The organism is Streptomyces sp. NRRL S-920 (assembly GCF_000717945.1).
In the GTDB taxonomy this organism is placed as follows: domain Bacteria; phylum Actinomycetota; class Actinomycetes; order Streptomycetales; family Streptomycetaceae; genus Streptomyces; species Streptomyces alboniger.
The window spans coordinates 1-20,231 of record NZ_JODF01000060.1 but is presented as its reverse complement, the minus strand read 5'-3'; the positions used below and the strand labels follow the sequence as shown (position 1 = coordinate 20,231).

At 72.4% G+C, this 20,231-nt stretch carries 18 protein-coding genes, 1 tRNA gene and 1 pseudogene; 5 read left to right on the top strand and 15 right to left on the bottom strand.

The genetic code is table 11. The features are described from left to right. Positions 1–16: 16 nt before the first annotated feature. Positions 17–1,006 carry an Lrp/AsnC family transcriptional regulator gene (locus IG54_RS0130615; RefSeq protein WP_030791913.1) on the top strand — a complete coding sequence of 330 codons (990 nt, stop codon included), beginning with the start codon at positions 17–19 and terminating at the stop codon, positions 1,004–1,006. Here the strand turns inward: IG54_RS0130615 and IG54_RS0130610 are convergent. Further along, positions 981–1,871 (bottom strand): LysR substrate-binding domain-containing protein, encoded by an 891-nt coding sequence (locus IG54_RS0130610; protein WP_030791910.1) that lies wholly within the window; start codon positions 1,869–1,871, stop codon positions 981–983. The genes IG54_RS0130615 and IG54_RS0130610 overlap by 26 nt on opposite strands. Positions 1,872–2,026: 155 nt before the next feature. Here IG54_RS0130610 and IG54_RS0130600 point away from each other — a divergent pair, with 155 nt between their 5' ends. After that, positions 2,027–3,094, top strand: coding sequence for a bile acid:sodium symporter family protein (locus IG54_RS0130600; RefSeq protein WP_030791907.1), 1,068 nt, complete (start codon positions 2,027–2,029; stop codon positions 3,092–3,094). Here the strand turns inward: IG54_RS0130600 and IG54_RS0130595 are convergent. From IG54_RS0130595 to IG54_RS0130585, 3 genes are all read right to left on the bottom strand, one after another. Continuing rightward, positions 3,030–4,295, bottom strand: coding sequence for a DUF4185 domain-containing protein (locus tag IG54_RS0130595; protein ID WP_030791904.1), 1,266 nt, complete (start codon positions 4,293–4,295; stop codon positions 3,030–3,032). The genes IG54_RS0130600 and IG54_RS0130595 overlap by 65 nt on opposite strands. 10 nt (positions 4,296–4,305) lie before the next feature. Further along, positions 4,306–6,216, bottom strand: coding sequence for an exo-alpha-sialidase (locus tag IG54_RS0130590; protein WP_030791901.1), 1,911 nt, complete (start codon positions 6,214–6,216; stop codon positions 4,306–4,308). A gap of 227 nt (positions 6,217–6,443) precedes the next feature. Next, positions 6,444–7,367 carry a quinone oxidoreductase family protein gene (locus tag IG54_RS0130585; RefSeq protein ID WP_030791899.1) on the bottom strand — a complete coding sequence of 308 codons (924 nt, stop codon included), beginning with the start codon at positions 7,365–7,367 and terminating at the stop codon, positions 6,444–6,446. 94 nt (positions 7,368–7,461) lie between these two features. Between IG54_RS0130585 and IG54_RS0130580 the strand changes: the two genes are divergently transcribed. Continuing rightward, positions 7,462–7,929: a MarR family winged helix-turn-helix transcriptional regulator gene (locus tag IG54_RS0130580; RefSeq protein WP_030791896.1), complete on the top strand. Its 468-nt coding sequence runs from the start codon at positions 7,462–7,464 to the stop codon at positions 7,927–7,929. 54 nt (positions 7,930–7,983) lie between these two features. Here the strand turns inward: IG54_RS0130580 and fdhD are convergent, their stop codons facing one another. Further along, complete coding sequence (gene fdhD, locus IG54_RS0130575) at positions 7,984–8,832, bottom strand: formate dehydrogenase accessory sulfurtransferase FdhD (RefSeq protein ID WP_030791892.1); 849 nt, start codon at positions 8,830–8,832, stop codon at positions 7,984–7,986. A gap of 276 nt (positions 8,833–9,108) precedes the next feature. On the opposite strand from fdhD, the pseudogene IG54_RS0130570 reads away from it, so the two are divergent. Continuing rightward, positions 9,109–9,963, top strand: a pseudogene (locus IG54_RS0130570) (beta-ketoacyl-ACP synthase III); the annotation flags it as partial. A gap of 117 nt (positions 9,964–10,080) precedes the next feature. On the opposite strand, the gene IG54_RS40770 reads toward IG54_RS0130570, so the two are convergent. Together IG54_RS40770 and IG54_RS0130565 are read right to left on the bottom strand one after the other, a co-directional pair. After that, positions 10,081–10,503: a PaaI family thioesterase gene (locus IG54_RS40770; protein ID WP_078594718.1), complete on the bottom strand. Its 423-nt coding sequence runs from the start codon at positions 10,501–10,503 to the stop codon at positions 10,081–10,083. 87 nt (positions 10,504–10,590) lie between these two features. Continuing rightward, positions 10,591–11,907 carry a DUF2254 domain-containing protein gene (locus IG54_RS0130565; RefSeq protein WP_030791885.1) on the bottom strand — a complete coding sequence of 439 codons (1,317 nt, stop codon included), beginning with the start codon at positions 11,905–11,907 and terminating at the stop codon, positions 10,591–10,593. 141 nt (positions 11,908–12,048) lie between these two features. Between IG54_RS0130565 and IG54_RS0130560 the strand changes: the two genes are divergently transcribed. Continuing rightward, positions 12,049–12,136 (top strand) — tRNA-Leu (locus IG54_RS0130560). Positions 12,137–12,247: 111 nt separating this feature from the next. Here the strand turns inward: IG54_RS0130560 and IG54_RS0130555 are convergent. From IG54_RS0130555 to IG54_RS0130520, 8 genes are all read right to left on the bottom strand, one after another. Next, positions 12,248–12,988 carry a class I SAM-dependent methyltransferase gene (locus IG54_RS0130555; protein ID WP_030791881.1) on the bottom strand — a complete coding sequence of 247 codons (741 nt, stop codon included), beginning with the start codon at positions 12,986–12,988 and terminating at the stop codon, positions 12,248–12,250. Between the two features lie 91 nt (positions 12,989–13,079). After that, on the bottom strand, positions 13,080–13,742 hold the full coding sequence (locus tag IG54_RS0130550; protein ID WP_030791877.1) for a GntR family transcriptional regulator: 663 nt from the start codon (positions 13,740–13,742) through the stop codon (positions 13,080–13,082). A gap of 90 nt (positions 13,743–13,832) precedes the next feature. After that, positions 13,833–14,837, bottom strand: a complete 1,005-nt coding sequence (locus IG54_RS0130545) for a proline racemase family protein (RefSeq protein WP_030791874.1) — start codon at positions 14,835–14,837, stop codon at positions 13,833–13,835. 79 nt (positions 14,838–14,916) lie between these two features. Then, the gene (locus tag IG54_RS0130540; RefSeq protein ID WP_030791871.1) at positions 14,917–15,825 is read right to left on the bottom strand and encodes a dihydrodipicolinate synthase family protein; all 909 of its coding nucleotides are present in this window, start codon (positions 15,823–15,825) and stop codon (positions 14,917–14,919) included. Beyond that, positions 15,822–17,414 carry an NAD(P)/FAD-dependent oxidoreductase gene (locus IG54_RS0130535; protein WP_030791868.1) on the bottom strand — a complete coding sequence of 531 codons (1,593 nt, stop codon included), beginning with the start codon at positions 17,412–17,414 and terminating at the stop codon, positions 15,822–15,824. The genes IG54_RS0130540 and IG54_RS0130535 overlap by 4 nt, the downstream gene beginning before the upstream one ends. After that, on the bottom strand, positions 17,395–17,754 hold the full coding sequence (locus IG54_RS0130530) for a (2Fe-2S)-binding protein (protein ID WP_051820169.1): 360 nt from the start codon (positions 17,752–17,754) through the stop codon (positions 17,395–17,397). The genes IG54_RS0130535 and IG54_RS0130530 overlap by 20 nt, the downstream gene beginning before the upstream one ends. 82 nt (positions 17,755–17,836) lie before the next feature. Continuing rightward, entirely contained in the window at positions 17,837–19,036 is a 1,200-nt protein-coding gene (locus IG54_RS0130525; RefSeq protein WP_078594716.1) for an NAD(P)/FAD-dependent oxidoreductase, read from the bottom strand. 88 nt (positions 19,037–19,124) lie between these two features. Continuing rightward, entirely contained in the window at positions 19,125–20,042 is a 918-nt protein-coding gene (locus IG54_RS0130520; protein ID WP_078594715.1) for a helix-turn-helix transcriptional regulator, read from the bottom strand. Positions 20,043–20,231: the final 189 nt, after the last annotated feature.

Genomic DNA, 20,231 nt, shown 5'->3' with positions numbered 1-20,231 from the left:
GACATGTGAGAGGGTCTTGCTGGTGGAATCCGAAGCCTTCGACGAACTGGACCTCAAGCTGCTGCACGCCCTGGAGATCGACGGCAGAGCCCCGTTCAGCCGCGTCGCGGGCGTCCTCGGTGTCTCCGACCAGACCGTCGCCCGCCGCTTTCGCCGCCTGCGCGCCGAGGCGGGCCTTCGCGTCGTCGGCGTCCGCGACAGCGCACGGCTCGGCAGGGACCAGTGGATGCTGCGCCTGCGCTGTGCGCCCGACAGCGCCGAGGCGATCGCGGCCGCCCTGGCCCGCCGCCCCGACACGGCGTGGGTCCACCTCACCTCGGCCGGCACCGAAGTGGTCTGCATGACGCTGCCCCGCACCCCGGGCGACTACGACGACCTGCTCTTCGGCAAGCTCCTGCGCACCCGCGAACTCGTCGAAGTCACCGCACACCAGCTCCTGCGCAACTTCTACGGCGGACGCACCGGCTGGATCGGCAAGCACCGCCCGCTGAGCGACGAGCAGGTCGCCGCCCTGCGCCCCGCCGAGCCGTCGACCGGCCCCGGCCCCGGCCCCGTCAGCATCGCCCCCGACGACGAGCCCCTGGTCGCCGCCCTGAAGGCCGACGGGCGCGCCACCTACCCCGAACTCCAGCGGCTCACGGGCCGCTCCGAGTCAGCGGTCAAACGCCGCGTCGCCGCGCTGCTCGCCTCCGGCGCGCTCTACATCGACACCGAGTACGACACCGCCCGCTTCGGCTTCGGCACCGCCGCGATGCTCTGGGTCACCGTCGCCCCCGGAGCCCTCGACGAGGTGGGGCGGGCGATGGCCGGGCACCCCGAGATCGCCCACGCCTCCGCGGTCACCGGGTCCGCCAACCTGATGGCGACCGTCATCACCCGCGACACGGCGGAGCTGTACACCTATCTGAGCGGCACGCTCGGCCCGCTGGACGGCGTGCGGCACATCGAGTCGGCGCCCCTCCTGCGCCGCTTCAAGGAACTCACCTACCCGCGCCCTCTGCGTTAGGGCCGCCCCGCCGCAGCCGGTCGCCGCCCGCCAGGATCGCCGCGGCCAGCGCGTCGGCCGCGGCCTGGTCGGCGGCGCGTCGCTCGCCGTGCAGCAGGACGAAGTCGACCGCGCCCAGCTCCGGCAGGCCCGCCCGGTCGGGGACGCGGACCAGGCCAGGCGGGATCAGGCCGCGTGAGTGCGCCATCACGCCGAGGCCCGCACGGGCGGCCGCCACCAGGCCGTTGAGGCTGCCGCTGGTGCAGGCCACACGCCAGGCGCGGCCGCGCCGCTCCAGCGCCTCGAAGGCGAGGGCGCGGGTGATGCCCGGGGGCGGGTAGACGATCAGCGGGACCGGGCGTTCGGGGTCGAGGCGCAGCCGCTCGGAGCCGATCCACACCAGCTCGTCGTGGCGCACCAGCTGGCCCCGCGGATCCTCCGGACGCCGCTTGGCGAGCACCAGGTCGAGCTTGCCCGCGTCGAGCTGCTCGTGCAGGGTGCCGGACAGCTCGACCGTCAGCTCCAGGTCGACGTCCGGGTGGTCGTGCCGGAAGGACTCCAGGATGTCGGTGAGCCGCGTCAGGACGAAGTCCTCCGACGCCCCGAACCGCAGCCGCCCACCGAGCCGCGTCCGCGTGAAGAACGCCGCCGCCTGCTCGTGCACGGCCAGGATGCGGCGGGCGAAGCCGAGCATCGCCTCGCCGTCCTCGGTCAGCTCCACGCTGTGGGTGTCCCGCGTGAACAGCTGCCGCCCCGTGGCGTCCTCCAGCCGGCGCACGTGCTGGCTCACCGTCGACTGGCGCAGGCCGAGGCGCCGCGCGGCCTGCGTGAAGCTCAGCGTCTGGGCGACCGCGAGGAAGGTGCGGAGCTGCGAAGGGTCGTACACGAGAGTCAGCCTAGACCCGCTCATCGCAGTCCGTGATGACAGTCAGAGCGGTGTACGGGATTCCCGATCGCGCCGAGCGGAGGATCATGAGGATCATGGGGAGGAGGCACCTTCCGTCCCTGAACCGGAACCCCGCACCGAAAGCATGGAGCCCCGTGAAACGCCTGAAGTGGCCGTCCTGGATGCCGGTCGACCCGTACATAGTGGCGTTGCTCGCGACCGTGGGCGTCGCGGCGCTCCTGCCCGCCCGCGGCACCGCCGCCGATGTCGCCTCGGGGGCCTCCACCGCCGCCGTGTCGTTCCTCTTCTTCCTCTACGGTGCCCGGCTCTCCACCCGTGAGGCGCTCGACGGGCTCAAGCACTGGCGGCTGCACGTCACGGTCCTCGCCTGTACGTTCCTCGTCTTCCCGCTGCTCGGCCTCGCCGCGAAGGGCCTCGTCCCCCACGTCCTGACGCCCGCCCTCTACAGCGGCTTCCTCTTCCTCACCCTGGTGCCGTCGACGATCCAGTCCTCCATCGCCTTCACGTCCATGGCCCGCGGCAACGTCCCCGCGGCGATCTGCGCCGGCTCCTTCTCCTCCCTCGCCGGCATCCTGCTCACCCCGCTGCTCGCCGCGGCGCTGCTCGGCAGCAGGGGCGGCGGCTTCTCGGCGGACTCCGCCGTCAAGATCGTGCTGCAACTGCTCGTGCCGTTCGTCGCCGGGCAACTGCTGCGCCGCTGGGTGGGCGGCTTCCTCGCCCGGCACAAGAAGGTCCTCGGATACGTGGACCGCGCCTCGATCCTGCTCGTCGTCTACACCGCCTTCAGCGCGGGCATGGTGCAGAACATCTGGAGTCAGGTGACCCCGTGGCGGCTGCTCGCGCTGCTCGGCGTCGAGGCCGTACTGCTCACCGTGATGCTCACGCTCACCTGGTACGGCGCGAAGCGGCTGGGCTTCGGCCGCGGGGACCGCATCGCGATCCAGTTCGCCGGGTCGAAGAAGTCCCTGGCCGCGGGGCTGCCCATGGCCAGCGTCCTGTTCGGGGCGCACGCCTCGCTCGCCGTCCTGCCGCTGATGCTCTTCCACCAGATGCAGCTCATGGTCTGCGCGGTCATCGCCAAGCGCCGCTCGCGCGATCCGCGGGACTTCGACGCGGCGGAGTCCGCAGGAGCCGGTGTCAGCGGGACTCCGCGAGCCGCAGCGACACGAACCGGGGCCGGTACAGCGCCACGTTCCGGTTGATGTTCGCCTGCGCGCTCGCGGGCACCGGGTCCAGCCAGTTGACGTCGTAGCTGAGCGCCACACGGCCGTCGCCGCCGAGCGATGGATGGACCTGCGGGTTGTAGGCGGCCGTGTCCTGGCGCGCGGCGCTGTCCTTCGGCAGGGGCGCCTCGAAGCCCTTGGCGGGGCCGTGCCAGGGGCCGGTGGGGGAGCACGACCAGTACGACATGACGTCGGTCAGGCCCTCGGCGCCCGCCGCCATGGTGAACAGCACATACGTCCTCTCGTCGCGCACCACCGTGAACGCGCTCCCCACCCCCTTGCGCCCGCCGTCCCCGAGCACGGACCGCGACGGGCCCTCGCCCCACTCCTCGCCGTCCCAGTACTCCCACGCGTCGGCGTCGGCGAGCCGGCCGTGCGGGACGCGCGCCACATGGGCGTCCGAGGAGGGGCGCGAGGCGGCCTGGGCGTCGGTGCCGCCGAACACGTACGTCCACCCGTCCTCGTCGACGGTCGTCACCCCGTACAGCACCCGCTTCTCCGGATCCGCTACCCGCTGCTGGTCGGACACCTTCACGATGCCCTCGACGCGCAGATCCGGCAGGGAGAGCGTGGCGACCTCCGTGGCCAGGGGGACGCCGTAGATCCACGGGCCCTGGCTCGCCATGCGGTTCCACAGCAGGACGCGTACGACGTTCTCGTCCGAGCCCGGCGTACGGGGCTCGACCCGCGCCGCCACCGGCCAGCGCCACTGCTGGGGCGCCGGGTCGCTGAAGAGCGGGGTGGGCAGGGTGCGCTCCAGGGTGCCGGAGCGGGACATCACCACGGCCGAGTTGCGGACCATGGGCGCGTTCGGGTCGCGCCAGGCATGCGGCTGTCCCGCCGAGTTGGGCGGCGCGTGGACCTGGCCGAGGAGCGTGTCGGAGAAGAGCCACAGCACCCGCCCGTCCGGCAGCCGGACCGAGTGGGTGCCGTCCCCGCCGGTCCAGTCGTCGGTCCGCGTCGGGTCGTCGCCGTAGCGCGCGAACGCGTCCGTGACCTTGTCGTCGGCGGACCAGGACGCCACGGTACGGGGCCGGCACGCCGTCGATCCCCTGCTGCCGTCGCCTCCCCGGTCGTCTCGGGGGAGGACGACGAGCAGGACGGCCGCGCAGACGAGGGCGAGCAGCAGGACCAGCCAGATCCTGCCGCCCACCCCGCCGTGGCGCTCTTGGTCGGACATCCCCGGGACGTTAGTTGCTGCCGTGCACGCGGTCCATGGGAAGCCGGACGACGGTGTCCCGTGTCACAAGGGCGTCGGTGTCCCGCAGCGTGTCCACCTCGGCGTCGCTCAGCGCCCTGTCGTACACCCCTACCTCGTCGAGCGCCCCGGTGAAGTGAGCGCGACTGTCGAGCCGTTGCCCGATGTGCACGCCGAAGGGCGAGTTGCGGGCGACCGAGCCCGGCACGTCGGCGGCGCTGACGGACGCGCCGTCGACGAACAGCGTCAGGCGCCCGTCGCCGCGGCGCAGCACGATGTGGTGCCACTGGCCGTCGTTGTACGCGCTGGTGGTGCGCACGGACGCCGACCTCGGGGGCGTGCCGCCGTCCCGCGTGGTGATCAGGCCGGTGACGCGGTTGCTCGCGGGCTCGCCGCGCAGCCACACCTGCGGCTGGTTGGTGCCGATGCCGCCCATCCAGAGCAGCGGCTGCTCGCCGGAGGTCGCGGAGTAGCGGAACCACATAGCGGCGGTGAAGTCACGCGTACCCAAGGGCAGTTGACGGCGGAAGGGCAGTCGTACGGCGTCGTCGGTGCCGTCGAAGGAGAGGGCGCCGCCGAAGCGGCCGCCGGTCTCGCGCGCCCCTCCGAGCACGGCCGCGGGGCGGGCCCCCGGAGCGTGGTCGCGGGTCGTCGGGTCCGGGCCCCGGCGCGGCTTCAGCCAGTCCTCGGTGAAGCGGGCGAAACGGATCTCGTCGCGCGCGTCGACCGCTCCGCCCTCGTACATCAGGCCGACGTGCGTGCCGTCGGCCCGCACCAGGTCGGAGTAGCCGGACCAGTCCGTGGTCACCGTCGTGCCCCGGTCGACGCTGTCCCAGGTGCGGCCGCCGTCGTAGGAGGAGCGGATCTGCATCGTGCGGCGGCGGTCGGGGTCGCCGGGACAGCCGAGCAGCATCCGCTTGCCGAACCGCAAGGTGGAGCACTGCACTTGCGGGGCGTACAGATCGGGGATCGCGCGGAAGGGCGCGGCGAAGGAGTCGCCGCCGTCGCGGCTCACCGCGTGCGAGCGGTGGCCGAGGTCGGTGCCGTCCTGCTCGCGCCCGCTGACGTAGACGGTTCCGTCGGGCCGCTCGGTGAGGGTCATCTCCGAGGGCTTCTGGCGGAAGACGCCGTTCTCGCTTATCGGGTACGAGTCGGTGGCGCCGATCCTCCAGTGGTCGCCGCCGTCGTCGCTGACGGCCAGGGCGGCGTGGTTGGCGGTGACCCGGCCGCCGTCCCACGTCTCGGCGTTGACGGCGAAGGCGAGCCGTCCCGCGTGCTTGCCCCGGGACAGCTGGATGCCGTGCACGGGGCCGGTCGCGTACCAGGAGTTCCAGTCCTTCGGCAGGATCTCGTCGCTCAGGTCGCGCGGCCGGGACCAGCTGCGGCCGTCGTCGTCGCTGTACTGCATATGGGGCGTGCGGTCGCACGGCACCGCGCAGTTCGCGCCGTCGGTGCGGCCGGTGTTGTACGTCTCCGCCAGCAGGACACGCCCGTTCCCTCGGTCCACGACCGGCGCGGGGTTGCCGTGCGTGTCACCGGCGCCCTCGTTGACGACCTGGAGCGGACCCCAGGTGCGGCCGCCGTCGTGCGACCGCTTGAGCACCAGGTCTATGTCGCCCGCGTCGCTGCAATCGTTGACGCGGCCCTCGGCGAAGGCGAGCAGGGTGCCCTTCGTCGTCCGTACGACGGCGGGGATGCGGAAGCAGGCGTACCCGGGATCCTGCGAGGCCTTGAACAGCACCTGCTGCTCGAACACCGGTGTCCGCTCGGCCGACGCCTGCGTGGCCCGCGCCGAGGGCGCGGGGAGCAGGGCGCCGACGACCGCCGCGTTCACCGCGGCGGTCACGGCGGCGGCCCATCTGAGGAATCTGAGGCGTACGGGGAGGCTCGAACTCGACGGCATGGTGCGGCCCGCCTTTCCTGGCGACGGCGATGGCGACTGGACGTCCTGACATCCCACGTCCTACGTGCGCGCCACAGACGGTACTGGGGCCCACCACACCTCACAAGAACCGTGCGTCCGGGGGCCCGTGCGCGCCGCTCCCGGCGCGCGCGGGCCGGGGGGTGACGGGCCGTCACGGGCCAGGACCGCCTTCCTGCCATCACGGGACCAGGACCGCCTTCCCGCCGTCACGGGATCAGGACCACCTTTCCGAGATTGCCCCGCCCCTCGATCACCGCATGGGCGAGCGCCGCGTCCTCCAACGCGAACCGCGCGTGCACGGCGGGCCGCAGCTCGCCCGCCGCGTACAGCCGCCACAGTTCCCGCCGCCACGCCTCGTACAGGTTGGGCTTGCCGCGCGCGATCAGTGCGATCTGGAAGCCGACGACGGACTTCGCGCCGGCAAGCAGGTCGTGGGCCGCCACGCTGCCACCGCCCGAGCTGTAGGCCACCAGCCGGCCGTGTGGGGCGAGGGCTTGGACGGCGGGCGCGAGCAGTTCGCCGCCCACCGCGTCCAGGGCGTAGTCGACGGGCTCGCCCCAGTCCTGACGGTCGTACGTGATGACGTCGTCGACACCCAGCCCGCGCACGAAGCCCGCCTTGCGCGAGTCGGAGACGGCGCCGACGATCCGTCCGGCCCCCCTCACCCTCGCGAGCTGCACCGCGAGATGACCGACCCCGCTTGCCGCGGCCGTGACGAGCGCGGCCTCGCCCGGCTCGGGGCGTGCGGCGTCCAGCGCGCCTAGGGCGACGAGTCCGGAGCGGACCAGCGCGACCGCGTCGACCGCGCTCGCACCGTCGGGCACGGGCGAGGCCATCGCGGTGTGGAGCAGGGCGTAGTCGGCGTAGCCGTGCCCGAAGACGAGGCCCGTGACGCGGTCGCCCGGTGCGTGGCCGGTGACACCCTCGCCGAGTGCGACGACCTCTCCCGCGATCTCACCCCCGAGGGCGATCGGTTCGCGGGGCTCGCGGACTTTGCGGACGACGGGCAGCGTCACCCCGGCCGCCTCCACGCGGACGAGAAGCTCGCCGGGCCCCGGCTCGGGGACGGGCGCCTCCTCCAGGAACAGCACCTCGGGGCCGCCGCTGCGTTCGTATCGGACGCGACGCATCCGCACCACCTCCAGAGTGGACAGGGAATCGTTGGATGCCCCAACGGTACGACATATCGTGGGGTGGTCCAATGATTTTCGCTAGGCTTCTCCCATGCCCACGACGCCGCCCGCCCCCAGCACGATCCGCACCCTCCCCAGCTGGCTGCTCGGCCGAGCAGCCGCCCGAGGCCGCGGCCTGGTCGCCGACGCGCTGGCCGAGGAGGGGCTGAAGATGTGGCACCACGTGGTGCTGGCCGCCGTCGCCGACCTCGGCCCGCTCGCCCAGGCGGAGCTGGGCCGCAGCGTCCGGCTCGACCCCAAGGACATGGTCGGCGTCCTCAACGACCTCCAGGCGCAGGGGCTCGTCGACCGCGCCCCCGACCCCAAGGACCGCCGCAAGAACGCGATCACGATCACGGCCGAGGGCAAGCGGCTCGTGACGCGCTGCGCCGAGGCGGCCGAGCGGGCCAACGACGAACTGCTCGCGCCCCTTTCGGCGGCCGAGCGCGAGCGGTTCCTGGCGATGCTGACCAGGATCTCCGGCGTTGCGCAGGACGGTCGGGTCCAGGACGGTGCGTGACGGCCCAGGCGGGTAGCCGGGGGGCCGGTTCGCCCGGGACGGGGACGCCGACCGTTATCCCTGGGCCGTCGCGGACCGCAGGGCGACGCGGTGTTCGCCCGCGTACACGTTCATGGAGGAACCGCGCAGGAAACCGACCAGTGTCAGACCGGTCTCGGCGGCCAGGTCGACCGCCAGTGAGGACGGGGCGGAGACGGCGGCGAGCAGCGGGATGCCCGCCATCACCGCCTTCTGCGCGAGTTCGAACGAGGCGCGGCCCGAGACGAGCAGGATCGCGCGCGACAGCGGGAGCCGGCCTTCCTGGAGGGCGCGGCCGACGAGTTTGTCGACGGCGTTGTGCCGGCCCACGTCCTCGCGGATGTCGAGCAGCCGCCCCTCCTCGTCGAACAGGGCGGCCGCGTGCAGCCCTCCGGTCCGGTCGAAGACGCGCTGGGACTCGCGCAGCCGGTCGGGGAGGCTCGCGAGGAGTTCCGTCGTGACGCGGACCGGGGGCGTGTCGGCGATCCGCCAGCGGGCGGTGGTGCGCACGGCGTCGAGGCTCGCCTTGCCGCACAGGCCGCACGAGGAGGTCGTGTAGACGTTCCGCTCCAGGGTGATGTCGGGCAGGACGACGTCGGGCGCGGTGCTGACGTCCACCACGTTGTACGTGTTCGAGCCGTCCTCGGTGGCACCCGCGCAGTACACGATGGAGCGCAGGTCCGCGGCGCTCCCGAGGACGCCCTCGCTCACCAGGAACCCCGCCGCGAGCGCGAAGTCGTCGCCCGGGGTGCGCATGGTGATGGCGAGCGGCCTGCCGTTCAGCCGGATCTCCAGGGGCTCCTCGGCGACCAGGGTGTCGGGCCGCTCGGAAACGTGCCCGTCCCGGATCCGGATGACCTTGCGTCGCTCCGTGACTCGTCCCATGTCTTGATCAGTCCCGGTTCTGTACGTGTCGGCAGCCGGGGCGGCCCCGGGCTCCCATTCTCGTACACAAGGTCACACAGCCCATCGGAGGGTGACCGGATCATGAGAAGCATCCAAAGCGGGCGTGCCTTTCCTGTCGCTTTACGTGTCCTGTTACCGGTGAGTCGCTGACCACACTGGAGGGTCCCGCACCACCGGAACCAACCTCTCCGCAACCAACTTCTCCGGCACCAACATCTCCGGCACAACATCTCCGGCACCAAGGGGGACCCGTACATGCACGGCTCGCGCATCGCCGCTGTCGGCCACTACCAACCCGCCAAGATCCTCACCAACGAGGACCTGGCGGGACTGGTCGACACCAGCGACGAGTGGATCCGCTCCCGGGTGGGCATCCGCACCCGTCACATCGCGGGGCCCGAGGAGCCGGTCGACGAGCTGGCCGCGCACGCCGGCGGCAAGGCGCTGGCCGCCGCGGGTCTGACCCCCGACGCCATCGACCTCGTCCTGGTCGCCACCTCCACGGCCATCGACCGCTCGCCGAACATGGCCGCCCGCGTGGCGGCCCGACTGGGCATCCCCTCGCCGTCCGCGATGGACATCAACGTCGTGTGCGCCGGCTTCACGCACGCCCTCGCCACCGCCGACCACACCGTGCGGGCCGGGGCCGCCACGCGCGCCCTGGTCATCGGCGCGGACAAGATGTCCGAGGTCACCGACTGGACGGACCGCACCTCGTGCGTGCTGACCGGTGACGGCGCGGGCGCCGCCGTCGTCGAGGCCTGCGGGCCCGGCGAGGAGGCGGGCATCGGCCCGGTGCTGTGGGGCTCGGTGCCCGAGATGGGCCACGCCGTCCGCATCGAGGGCACCCCGCCGCGCTTCGCCCAGGAGGGGCAGAGCGTCTACCGCTGGGCGACGACGCAGCTGCCGCCGCTGGCCCGCGCGGCCTGCGAGCGCGCCGGACTGACCCCGGCCGACCTCGCCGGACTCGTCCTGCACCAGGCCAACCTCCGCATCATCGAGCCGCTCGCCGAGCGCATCGGCGCGGTCAACGCCGTCGTCGCCCGCGACGTCGTGGACTCCGGGAACACCTCGGCGGCGAGCATCCCGATGGCCCTGTCCAAGCTGGTCTCGGCCGAAAGCCCAAGTACGCCCAGTACGAGGGCTTCCGGCCGCCACGCCGAGAGCACGCACCGGACGCCGCGACGCCCGCCCTGCGGGCGAACGACGGGACTTCGCGGACGCGCCCTAGCTCCTGGCGCCGAGCACCGCCTGCGTCTGCGTGGTCTGACCCGCCAGCTGCCCCTGATCGTCGTACATCTCGGTCTGTACGACGATGAAGGAGCCGCCGATGTGCAGCGGGCGGGCGACGGCTCGGGCCGTTCCGGAGCGCACGGCCCGCAGGAAGTTCGTCTTGGATTCGATCGTCGAAGTGGCCGCGTCCTCGGGCAGGTTGAGGAACGCGCACACCGCGCCGACCGTGTCGGCGAGCGTCATCACCGCCCCGCCGTGGAGCACTCCGCCCACCGTGCACAGTTCCGGTGACCACGGCAGGGTGCCCTCCACGCGGTCGGGCCCCGCCTCTTCCAAGGTGATGCCGAGGTGCCCGGCGAAGGGGACGAGGGAGAGCAGTTGGGCGCGCGGATCGTTCTGGGCCAGGGTGTCCGACATGAGGCGACCTTCCACTGGGGGGTGGCGGACCACCATCGTGCGGTACGCCCCCGGGAGGCGTCGATTACCTCAGAGGTAAACCGGACGTCAGCCGATGCCCTGGCGGTCCGGGCGCAGGGCGAACGTGCGGTCGGCCGGCTGAGGCACGCAGCGCTCCACGGCCTGCGCGAGGAGTTCCCGGTGCCGGAGCAAGGGCTCGCGCCGCTCCTCGGGGGCGAGGAGCAGCAGGTCGTCGAGGCCGGCCAGCATGCGCCGTGTGACCTGCGGATTGCCGAGCGCGCACCCGCGGATCTCGGCGAATCCGAGATCCACCAGCGCGGCCCAGTCCGGCACCGACTGCACCAGCCGCGTCACCCCGCGCCGGTCGCGGTGGCCGAGCGCGCCCAGCGGATGCCGGGCGACCGACGCCAGGAACTGCACGATCCGGTCGAGGGCCTGCACTGCGGTGGTCGGGTCGTTCACCGCGGGGGACAGGGCCCGCAGCGCGATGTCGGACAGCTGCCGCAGGCCGAAACCGAGATCCTGGTGGAAGGTCCGCTCCACCCCCACCGACACGGTGTACCTGAGGGCCCGCCGTGGGGGCGCCGCCCCGCCGTGCACCGTGAACACCGGCGTCCCCGGCACCACGAAGTCCCCGATGCGCGGGATCAGCCGCAGGACGACTCCCTGGCGCCGGGCGGCCCGCACCGCCCGCGCGATGTTCACGTCCCGCAGCACCCCGGCCCTGCCGAGATGCGCGATCCGGGCGGTCTCCGGGCCGAGCGCGCCGGTGTCCACCGGCAGCTCGGTCGGCTGCCTGACCGCCACCCGCAGCGCCTCCCGGGCGATCCGGTCGATCACGAAGCCGATCCGCATCATCCGGACCGTTCCGTTCACATAGGCCACGAACAACAGGAGGCTCAGCAGCACCATCAGCAGAGCCAGGACCGACTCGAGCAGCGGCACCGTCGTCACCAGGCGCGGATCCCGCTCGCTGTCGAACGACGTCAGCGTCATCAGGGAGAACAGGAACGTCGCCATGAAGACGGTGAGCGTGGCCTTGGTGATCCGCGAACGTACGTACAGCCGCACCACCCGCGGGCTGAACTGCCCGCTGGCCATCTGCACGGCCACCAGCGAGATGCTGAAGACCACACCGATGAAGGTCATCATGGCGCTGCCGATCGTGCTGATCACCGCCTTGGCATCGTCGGCGACGCCGATCAAATCCTTGATCGCGTCGTAGTCCCGGCTCTCCCGGAAGGCGCGGACGATCTCCGCGTCCAGCTCCGCCGCGGCCCACCACAGCACCATGGCGCCCACGAGCCCCGCGGTCGGCGCGAACCACATGGTGTCCCGCAGATGCTCGCGAAGGGGCGACAGAACGCGGGGCCGATGGGTAGGGGTAATCATCCCGTCACTCATGGTGAGACTGTAGGCGGGGTGCTGCGGCGGCCCGTGTATCCCGTGGTCGGCGGACGGATACGCAGGTGAAAGGCACTCCGAAACCTTGGTATTGTTGTCCATGTCGCCGCGGGGAACACCCCGCAGGGCGGCAGACACCTAGTCCGGGTGGCGGAATGGCAGACGCGCTAGCTTGAGGTGCTAGTGCCCTTTAACGGGCGTGGGGGTTCAAGTCCCCCCTCGGACACCAGCGAAAACCCCAGTTCATCTGGGGTTTTCTGCGTTTCTGGGCCGTGGCGCGACCAACGCGGCGCCTGCCGTTGCGGCTCAGGGCGTAGCCCGCCGAGTGATCTTCGCGGACTTACGGTTTGTGGGTTACCCAGAGCAGTTCCGCCGGCCAGCTGTGGGCCCAGTCGGGTGGGTCGGTTTCGTTGTAGCCGTTGGGTGTTCCGAATTCGGGCCGGGGCTCGATGAGGTCGTCGATGATGAGGCCCGCGCCGCGCAGGACCCTGACCCAGTCTCCGTAGGTGAGCTGATAGCTGGTCGCGTCGTCGCCCTCGGCGATGGTGTTCAGCCCGAAGTAGTCCTTCCGCAGCGTCGTGGTCACGCGGCCCGCGGCTTCGTCGTAGCAGGCTTCGAACCATGGGCTGGCGACGTTGAACACCAGGCGCCCGCCTCGGCCCAGGACGCGTGCGGCCTGTGGGACGGCCAGGTGCGGGGGCGCCCAGCTGAGTCCACCGAAGTCGCAGAACACCAGGTCGAAGCTGTCGGCGGCGAAGGGGAGGTGTTCGGCGGCGCCCTGCACCAAGGGGTAGCGGGCCGCTCCCATCGCGCGGGCCGCCGCGGCGAGCTGGGCTTCGGACAGGTCGAGCCCGACCACGGTGGCGCCCTCGGCGGCGAGCGCCCTGGACCACTGGCCGGCGCCGCAGCCGAGTTCGAGGACGCGCTTGCCGGTAACGTCGCCCAGGGCGTGCAGGTGGGCGTCGGGGATGGAGTACATGCCCCACAGCCGGGGCGCGGCGCCGATTTGAGGGTCGTGCTCGTGCTGATAGGCACTGCTGATCTGGTTCCAGAGCCGCCGGTTGGCGGGGATGCTGTCCACGGGCCGACTCCAGCACTGCCTGACCGGGGCGGTCAACACGATAAGGACTGGTCGACCCTCGCCTCGGTCCGGCCGGGCCCAGCCGGCGGCGTCAGGACGTCGCCCAGAGCGACCGCACGTGCCCCAGGTGGCGTGCCATGCACTTCTCCGCCGCCTTCGCGTCGCCCGACAGCATCAGGTCCAGGAGTTCGATGTGCTCCTCCGCCGACGGGGTCAGCTGGTCGCGTTCGTCCAGGGTGGTGAGGCCGTAGAGGCGGGAGCGTTTGCGGAGGTCGCCGACCGTTTCTACCAGGCGGTCGTTGCCCGAGAGGGCGAGCAGGGAGAGGTGGAAGCGGCGGTCGGCCTCCAGGTAGGCGATGAGGTCGTGGTCGCGGGCGGCGCGCACGATCTCCTCGGCGATCGGGCGCAGCACCTCCAGGTCCTCGCGGGCCGCGCTGCGGGTGATGCGGCCGATCATCGGGATCTCGATCAGGGCGCGGATCTCCGTGTACTGGTCGAGGTCGCGTTCGTTGACCTCCGTGACGCGGAAGCCCTTGTTGCGGACCGGCTCGACCAGGCCCTCGCGGGCCAGGTCGAGCATCGCCTCGCGTACGGGCGTCGCCGAGATGCCGAAGTCCTCGGCGAGGCCGGGCGCGGAGTAGATCTCGCCGGGGCGCAGTTCGCCGGAGATCAGGGCGGCCCGCAAGGCGTGGGCGACCTGATCGCGCAGCCGCTCCCTGGTGGTGATGAGGTTCTTCTGCTTCAGGTGCCCCATGGTGCTCCCCTCCGGTGGTTCCCGCGCCCGCGCGAAGCACCAAAGTACAATGTCACGTTGCCAGTTGGGTGGGCGGGGAGCCGACGGGAGTCAGAGAGCGAAGCCCGTGGGGAACGGGTCGTCGGGGTCCAGGAAGTACTGGGCCGTGCCGGTGATCCACGCCCGTCCGGTGATTTGGGGGACGACCGCCGAAAGGCCCGCCACCTCCGTGCGCGCGATCAGCCGGCCGGTGAACTCCGTACCGATGAAGGACTCGTTGACGAAGTCGCGGTCCAGCGGGAGTTCCCCGCGCGCGTGCAGCTGGGCCATCCGCGCGGAGGTGCCGGTCCCGCACGGGGAGCGGTCGAACCAGCCCGGGTGGATCGCCATGGCGTGCCGGGAGCGGTGCGCGTCCGAGCCCGGCGCGGCGAGGTAGACGTGCTTCACCCCGGCGATGTCCGGCTGCTCGGGGTGCGTGGGGCGGTCGGGCGAGGCGTTGATCGCGTCCATGACGGCGAGGCCCGCCGCGAGCAGATCGTCCTTGCGGGCGCGGTCGAACGGCAGCCCCAACGCGTCGAGCTGCACGAACGCGTAGAAGTTCCCGCCGAAGGCCAGGTCGTAGGTGACCGTGCCGTGACCCGGCACCTCGATCTTGCGGTCCAGGGCGACGCAGAACGCGGGGACGTTGGTGAACGTGACCGAGGTCGCCGCCCCGTCGCTCACCTGTACGTCGACGGAGACCAGGCCCGCCGGTGTGTCCAGGCGGACCGTCGTGACGGGCTCGGTGACCCGCACCATGCCGGTCTCTACGAGCACGGTGGCCACCCCGATGGTGCCGTGGCCGCACATCGGCAGCAGACCCGACACCTCGATGTAGAGGACTCCGTAGTCGGCGTCGGGGCGGGTCGGGGGTTGCAGGATCGCGCCGCTCATCGCGGAGTGGCCACGCGGCTCGTACATCAGGAGGGTGCGCAGATGATCGAGGTGGTCGATGAAGTGAAGTCTGCGTTCGGCCATGGTGGCGCCGGGGATCACCCCTACGCCGCCGGTGATCACGCGCGTGGGCATGCCCTCGGTGTGCGAGTCGACGGCGTGGAAGACGTGACGGGTACGCATGGGGCTCCTCTCGAGACGGGATGGGGTGGGGTGGGGTGCAAAGGGAGGGGGTGGGGTGGAACACGTGTGGCGTGTGGGCTCAGTGGTGTCCGGCCGCCAGTGCCTTTTCGGTGGCCGCCCGCACCAGTGCCTCCGTGGCGCCGGTCAGCGCGGTGCGCGGCGGGCGGGTCGGGCCGCCGCGACGGCCCGCGAGGTCCATGGAGAGCTTGATGGACTGCACGAACTCGGTCTTGGAGTCCTGGCGCAGGAGCGGGTGCAGCGACTTGTAGAGGGGGAGCGCCGTGTCCAGGTCCCGGGCGCAGGCGGCGTGGTACAGCTCCGCGCAGGTGGCGGGGAAGGCGTTCGGGTAGCCGGCGATCCAGCCGACCGCGCCCGCGAGGGCCAGCTCGACCAGGACGTCGTCCGCGCCGATCAACAGGTCCAGCTCCGGGGAGAGTTCGGCGATCTCGTAAGCGCGGCGCACATCCCCGCTGAACTCCTTGACCGCCACGATGGAGCCGTCCGAGTGGATCCGGGTGAGCAGGTCGGGCGTCAGGTCGACCCTCGTGTCGAGGGGGTTGTTGTACGCGACCACGGGCACCCACGCCTTGGCGACCTCGGCGTAGTGGGCGCGAACGGTCCGCTCGTCGGCGCGGTAGGCGTTCGGCGGCAGGAGGAGCACCGAGCCGCAGCCCGCCTCCGCCGCCTGCTCGGCCCAGCGGCGGGACTCGGTGCTGCCGTACGCGGAGACGCCGGGCATCACGCGCGCCCCGTCGCCCGCCGCTTCGACGGCGGTACGTACGACGCGGGCGCGTTCGTCGTCGGTGAGGGTCTGGTACTCGCCCAGGGAGCCGTTGGGGACCACGCCGTCGCAGCCGTTCGCGATGAGGTGGCGGACGTGTTCGGCGTAGGCGTCGTAGTCGACGGAGAGGTCGTCGCGGAGGGGCAGCGCGGTGGCGACCATGATGCCGCGCCAGGGGCGGTCCGGGGTCCAAGTGGCGGAGGTCATGAGGGGTGCCCTTCTGTCGGGTCTGTCGGGTCTGTCGGGTCTGTCGGGTCTGTCGGGTCTGGCGGGAGGTGGGCGAGCGTGCCCAGGGAGACGGGGGTGGCGAGCGGGCGTCGGTCAGGGGGCGTGGGCTCCGTGACGGTCGGCGCGGCGAGGCACGCCACGGCCGCCCCGCACATCCGGCCCTGGCACCAGCCCATGCCCGCCCGGGTGAGGAGTTTGACGGTACGGACGTCGCGGGCGCCGTAGTCGCTCACGGCCGCACGGACGCGTCCCGCCGGTACTTCCTCGCAGCGGCATACGTCGGTGTCGTCAGTGAGCCACTGGGTCCAGCCGTGGCCGGGGGCGTGCGCGCCGGTCATCGTCTCGGCGAAGGCGCGCAAGCGATCGCGGCGTCGGCGCAGGGCGCGCAGGCGCCGGACGGGTGAGGGGGGTGTGCCGGTCAGCCGGGCGGTGATGGCCAGCGCCGCCAACTCGCCCTCTACTCGGGCTAGTTCGGCTCCGCCGATGCCCGAGGTCTCGCCTGCCGCCCACATGCCCCGGAGCGAGGTCTCTTGCAGGGGGCTCAGTTCGAGGGCGTGGGTTCCGTCGGGGGTGCGGCGGGTGGCGCAGCCGAGCGCGGTCGCCAGGTCGATCTGCGGGACCAGGCCGTGACCCACCGCGAGCGCGTCGCAGGCGATGCGGCGTTCCGTGCCGGGTACGGGCCGCCAGGCGCGGTCCAGTCGGGTGACCGTCACCGCCTCCACCCGGTCCTTGCCGTGTGCCTCGGTCACCGCGCTGCGGGTACGCAGACGTACGCGGTGGCGCAGCAGGGCCGAGCCGTGGAGCGCCGCCTCGGCGAGCTTGTGCGGGTTGGCGGCGAGTGCGGCGGGGCGGCGGGCGTAGCCGAGGTAGCCGGAGGCCTCGATCAGCTCCGGGACGCGGGCGCCGGCCGCGGTGAGCGAGGCGGCCACGGCGAGCAGCAGCGGGCCGCTGCCCGCGACGACGATGTTCCTGCCGGGCAGCACGAGGCCGGACTTGAGCATCGCCTGGGCTCCGCCCGCGCTCACGACGCCGGGCAGGGTCCAGCCGGGGAAGGGGAGATGACGTTCGTACGAGCCGGTGGCGAGGAGGATGGCGCGGGCTCGGACGATGGCGGGGCGCTGTCGCTGTCCGTGCGGGTTGCCGGTGGTGGTTGTCCTGGCTCCCGCCTGGGTAGTGAGGCCCGCGCCGTCCTCGCCGGTGACCGCGTGAATGACCCACTGTGCCCCGGACTCCCCGGCCTCCATGGGGGCCTCGGGTCTTCCGGGTGTTCCGGGCGTCTCGCGGGTGACCGTCCAGACGTGGTGGCCGAGGAGCGGGGTGACGGCGCTCGCCGCCAGACGGTCGCGGAGGTCGGTGAAGGCGGGCCAGTCGTGGTGCAGGGCCTCGGGGCGGGTGGCGCCCGCGGCGGGGGAGGGGTGTCGGTAGAACTGGCCGCCCGGCTGCCCGGACGAGTCCAACAGAGCGACCGACAGGCCGAGTTCGGACGCGGTGACGGCACCGGCGAGGCCCGCCGGGCCCGCGCCGAGTACCGCGAGGTCGTACATCTCCTCAGCTGGCGAGTCCGGCATGGCCGTCCCCTTCCTGCGTGGTCACCGCGTCGCCGGGCCGGGCGGTGACCAGGCAGGCCCGCCGGTTGGGGTGGCCGTTGACGGTGGCGAGGCAGTCGTAACACTGGCCGATCCCGCAGAACGCGCCGCGCGGCCGGCCGCCCACCCGGGTGTTCCGCCAGGCGAGGATCCCGGCGGACCAGAGCGCGGCGGCGATGGACTGGCCCGGCGAGGCGGCCAGTTCACGCCCGTCGAAGGTGATCGGGAAGGTGGTGCCGGAGGTGGCGCCCACGAGGTTGGCCGGCGTCCGGCTGCCCTGAGGCCGGTCGCCGCGAGCCCTGCTGTCGTCGTCCTGCGTCATGGGGCTGGCTCCTCTCCGAGGCCGATGCGCACGTCGGGGCATTGAGTGAAATGAATGCAGTGGGCGAGTCGAGCGAGGTGAGTCATAGGGGCGGCGTGGACGCCTCTCGTGAGAAACGGTCAGGGGCGAACGGCCCCGGACTCAGCGGAGTATCACGACCCGTCAGCATGGCGGCGATGAGCAGTCCTGTCGCCGGTGCCAGCCCGATGCCCGCGCCTTCGTGGCCGCACGCGTGCAGCAGGCCGGGGACGCGTGGGTCCGGGCCGATCGCCGGCAGGTGGTCGGGGAGGTAGGGGCGGAAGCCCGCGTAGGCGCGGATCGCCCGCACCTCGGCGAGTGCGGGGAAGAGGCGGGTGGCCTGCGCCGCGAGGCGCCGCAGGACCTCCACGGACAAGGTGCGGTCGAAGCCCACCCGCTCACGGCTCGCCCCGATGAGCACGGGCCCCGCCGGGGTTCCCTCCACCACGGCGGAGGTCTGGAGGGCGGCCGAGCCGCTGGCGACGTCGGCGACGTAGTCCGCGGAGTACACCTTGTGCCGCACCACGCGCGGCAGCGGTTCCGTGACCAGGACGAAGCCGCGCCGGGGGAGTACCGGCAGCTCCACGCCCGCCAGAGCGGCCAGTTGGCCGCCCCAGGTGCCGGTGGCGTTCACCACGTACGGTGCTCGCGCCTCGCCCGCCCGGGTCCGTACCCCGCGCACCTCGCCGTTCGCCCCGGTGAGGACCGCGGTGACCTCCTCGCCGAGCCGCAGCGTGAGGCGCCCGGGGCCCTTCCCGTCCGCCGCCCGCAGCAAGTGCGCGGCTGCGAGGGCGGGTTGGACCTGGGCGTCCTGGGGGTAGTGGAAGCCGCCCGCGAGCCCGGGAGCCAGGTACGGTTCGAGGTCGGCGAGGCGGTCGTGGGGTACTTCGACCGCCTCGACGCCGGCGCGCCGCTGCTCCGCCGCGAAGTCCCGCAGGGCGTTCATCCCGCCTTCCGTGGACGCGACGACGAGGCCGCCCTTTCTCTCGTACTCGATGCACGAAGGGAGTTGGGTCGCGAGGTCACGCCACAACTCGGTGGAGAGAAGCGCCAGTTCGAGTTCGGGGCCCGGCTCCTTGTCGGAGACGAGGAGGTTTCCCTCGCCCGCTCCTGTGGTGCCGCCGGCGACGGGGCCGCGGTCGATGACGGTGACGTGGAGGCCGGAGCGGGAGGCGTAGTAGGCGCAGGCCGCGCCGACCACCCCCGCCCCCACGACGATGACGTCCGAGAATTCCGGTGGTCCGGAAGGGTGTCCCGTGAGCACGGCAGTAATATTTCACATGGCACTGGTGCTGCCAAGGGTGCGTGCGTGAAGGGAAGTTGTTCGCGACCGAGCGGGCTCAGCCGCGGGCTCAACCGCGGCGGTTGTGGGTGCCGGGGGTGTAGCCGAGGGCGCGGCGGAACACATCGATGAAGGCGCTGGTGGAGGCCCATCCGCAGCGGTGCGCGACCGTGGTGACCGGTGCGCCGTCGGCCAGCATGCGCAGGGCGTGGTAGAGGCGGAGCTGGGTGCGCCACTGGGGGAAGGTCATGCCCAGCTCGCGGCGGAAGAGACGGCTGAGGGTGCGTTCGCCCGCTCCGACGGCGGCTGCCAGTTCGGCCAGGCCGCGCGCGTCCGCGGGGTACCCGTGCAGCAGGTCGCAGACGGCGGCGAGGCGCGGGTCCGCGGGGGTGGGCAACTGGACGGGCTGCTGTGGCGAGGCACGCAGCTGGTCGAGGAGCACCGCGCGCAGCCGCCGCCGCTCCAAGGTCTCCTCGTGCGGGGTCCGGGTGCAGGCGAGGATCAGTTCGCGCAGCAGCGGGCTGACGGTGAGGACGGCGGGAGCGTCGAGGCCGAGAGGGTTCGCGTCGGCGGGCAGGCCGAGCAGGTGCAGGTCCAGGTGGCCGTGGGCGCGGTGGGCGTGGACGCAGCCGGCGGGGACCCAGATGGCACGGGTGCCGGGCGCGAACCACGTACCGGCGTCCGTGGTGACGGCCACGACCCCCGAACCCGCGTAAATGATCTGGTGGTTGTCGTGCCGGTGCGCGTCGATGCGTTCGCCGGGGGCCAGGACCTGGGTGCGGGTGGGCGCCTCCGGGGTGTGGCGGATGTCCGGCTGGGCAGGTTGGGCTTGGCGGGTGTCCGGCTGGGCAGGTTGGGCTTGGCGGGTGTCCGGCACAGGTTCGGTGCGGCGGACGTCCGCAGGTTGGGCCTGGCGGGCTTCCGGTGGCGCAGCTCGGGCGCGGCGGGCGTCCCGCTGGGCAGCTCGGGCGTGGCGGAAGTCCGACATAGGTTGGCACTTTATCGGAAGCGCGCCAACGGAGTACGTGGCGACGATGAGGCGGTGTCAGATAAGCAGCCCTCATATACGCGACGGAATCCTCCCGGCAGGTGGCGCGCCCCGGCCCCGTTCCAGGGCAGGGGGATGGCGCCCCCTCGGAGTAACGTGTCCGCGCCCCGTCAGCGACGGAAGCCCACC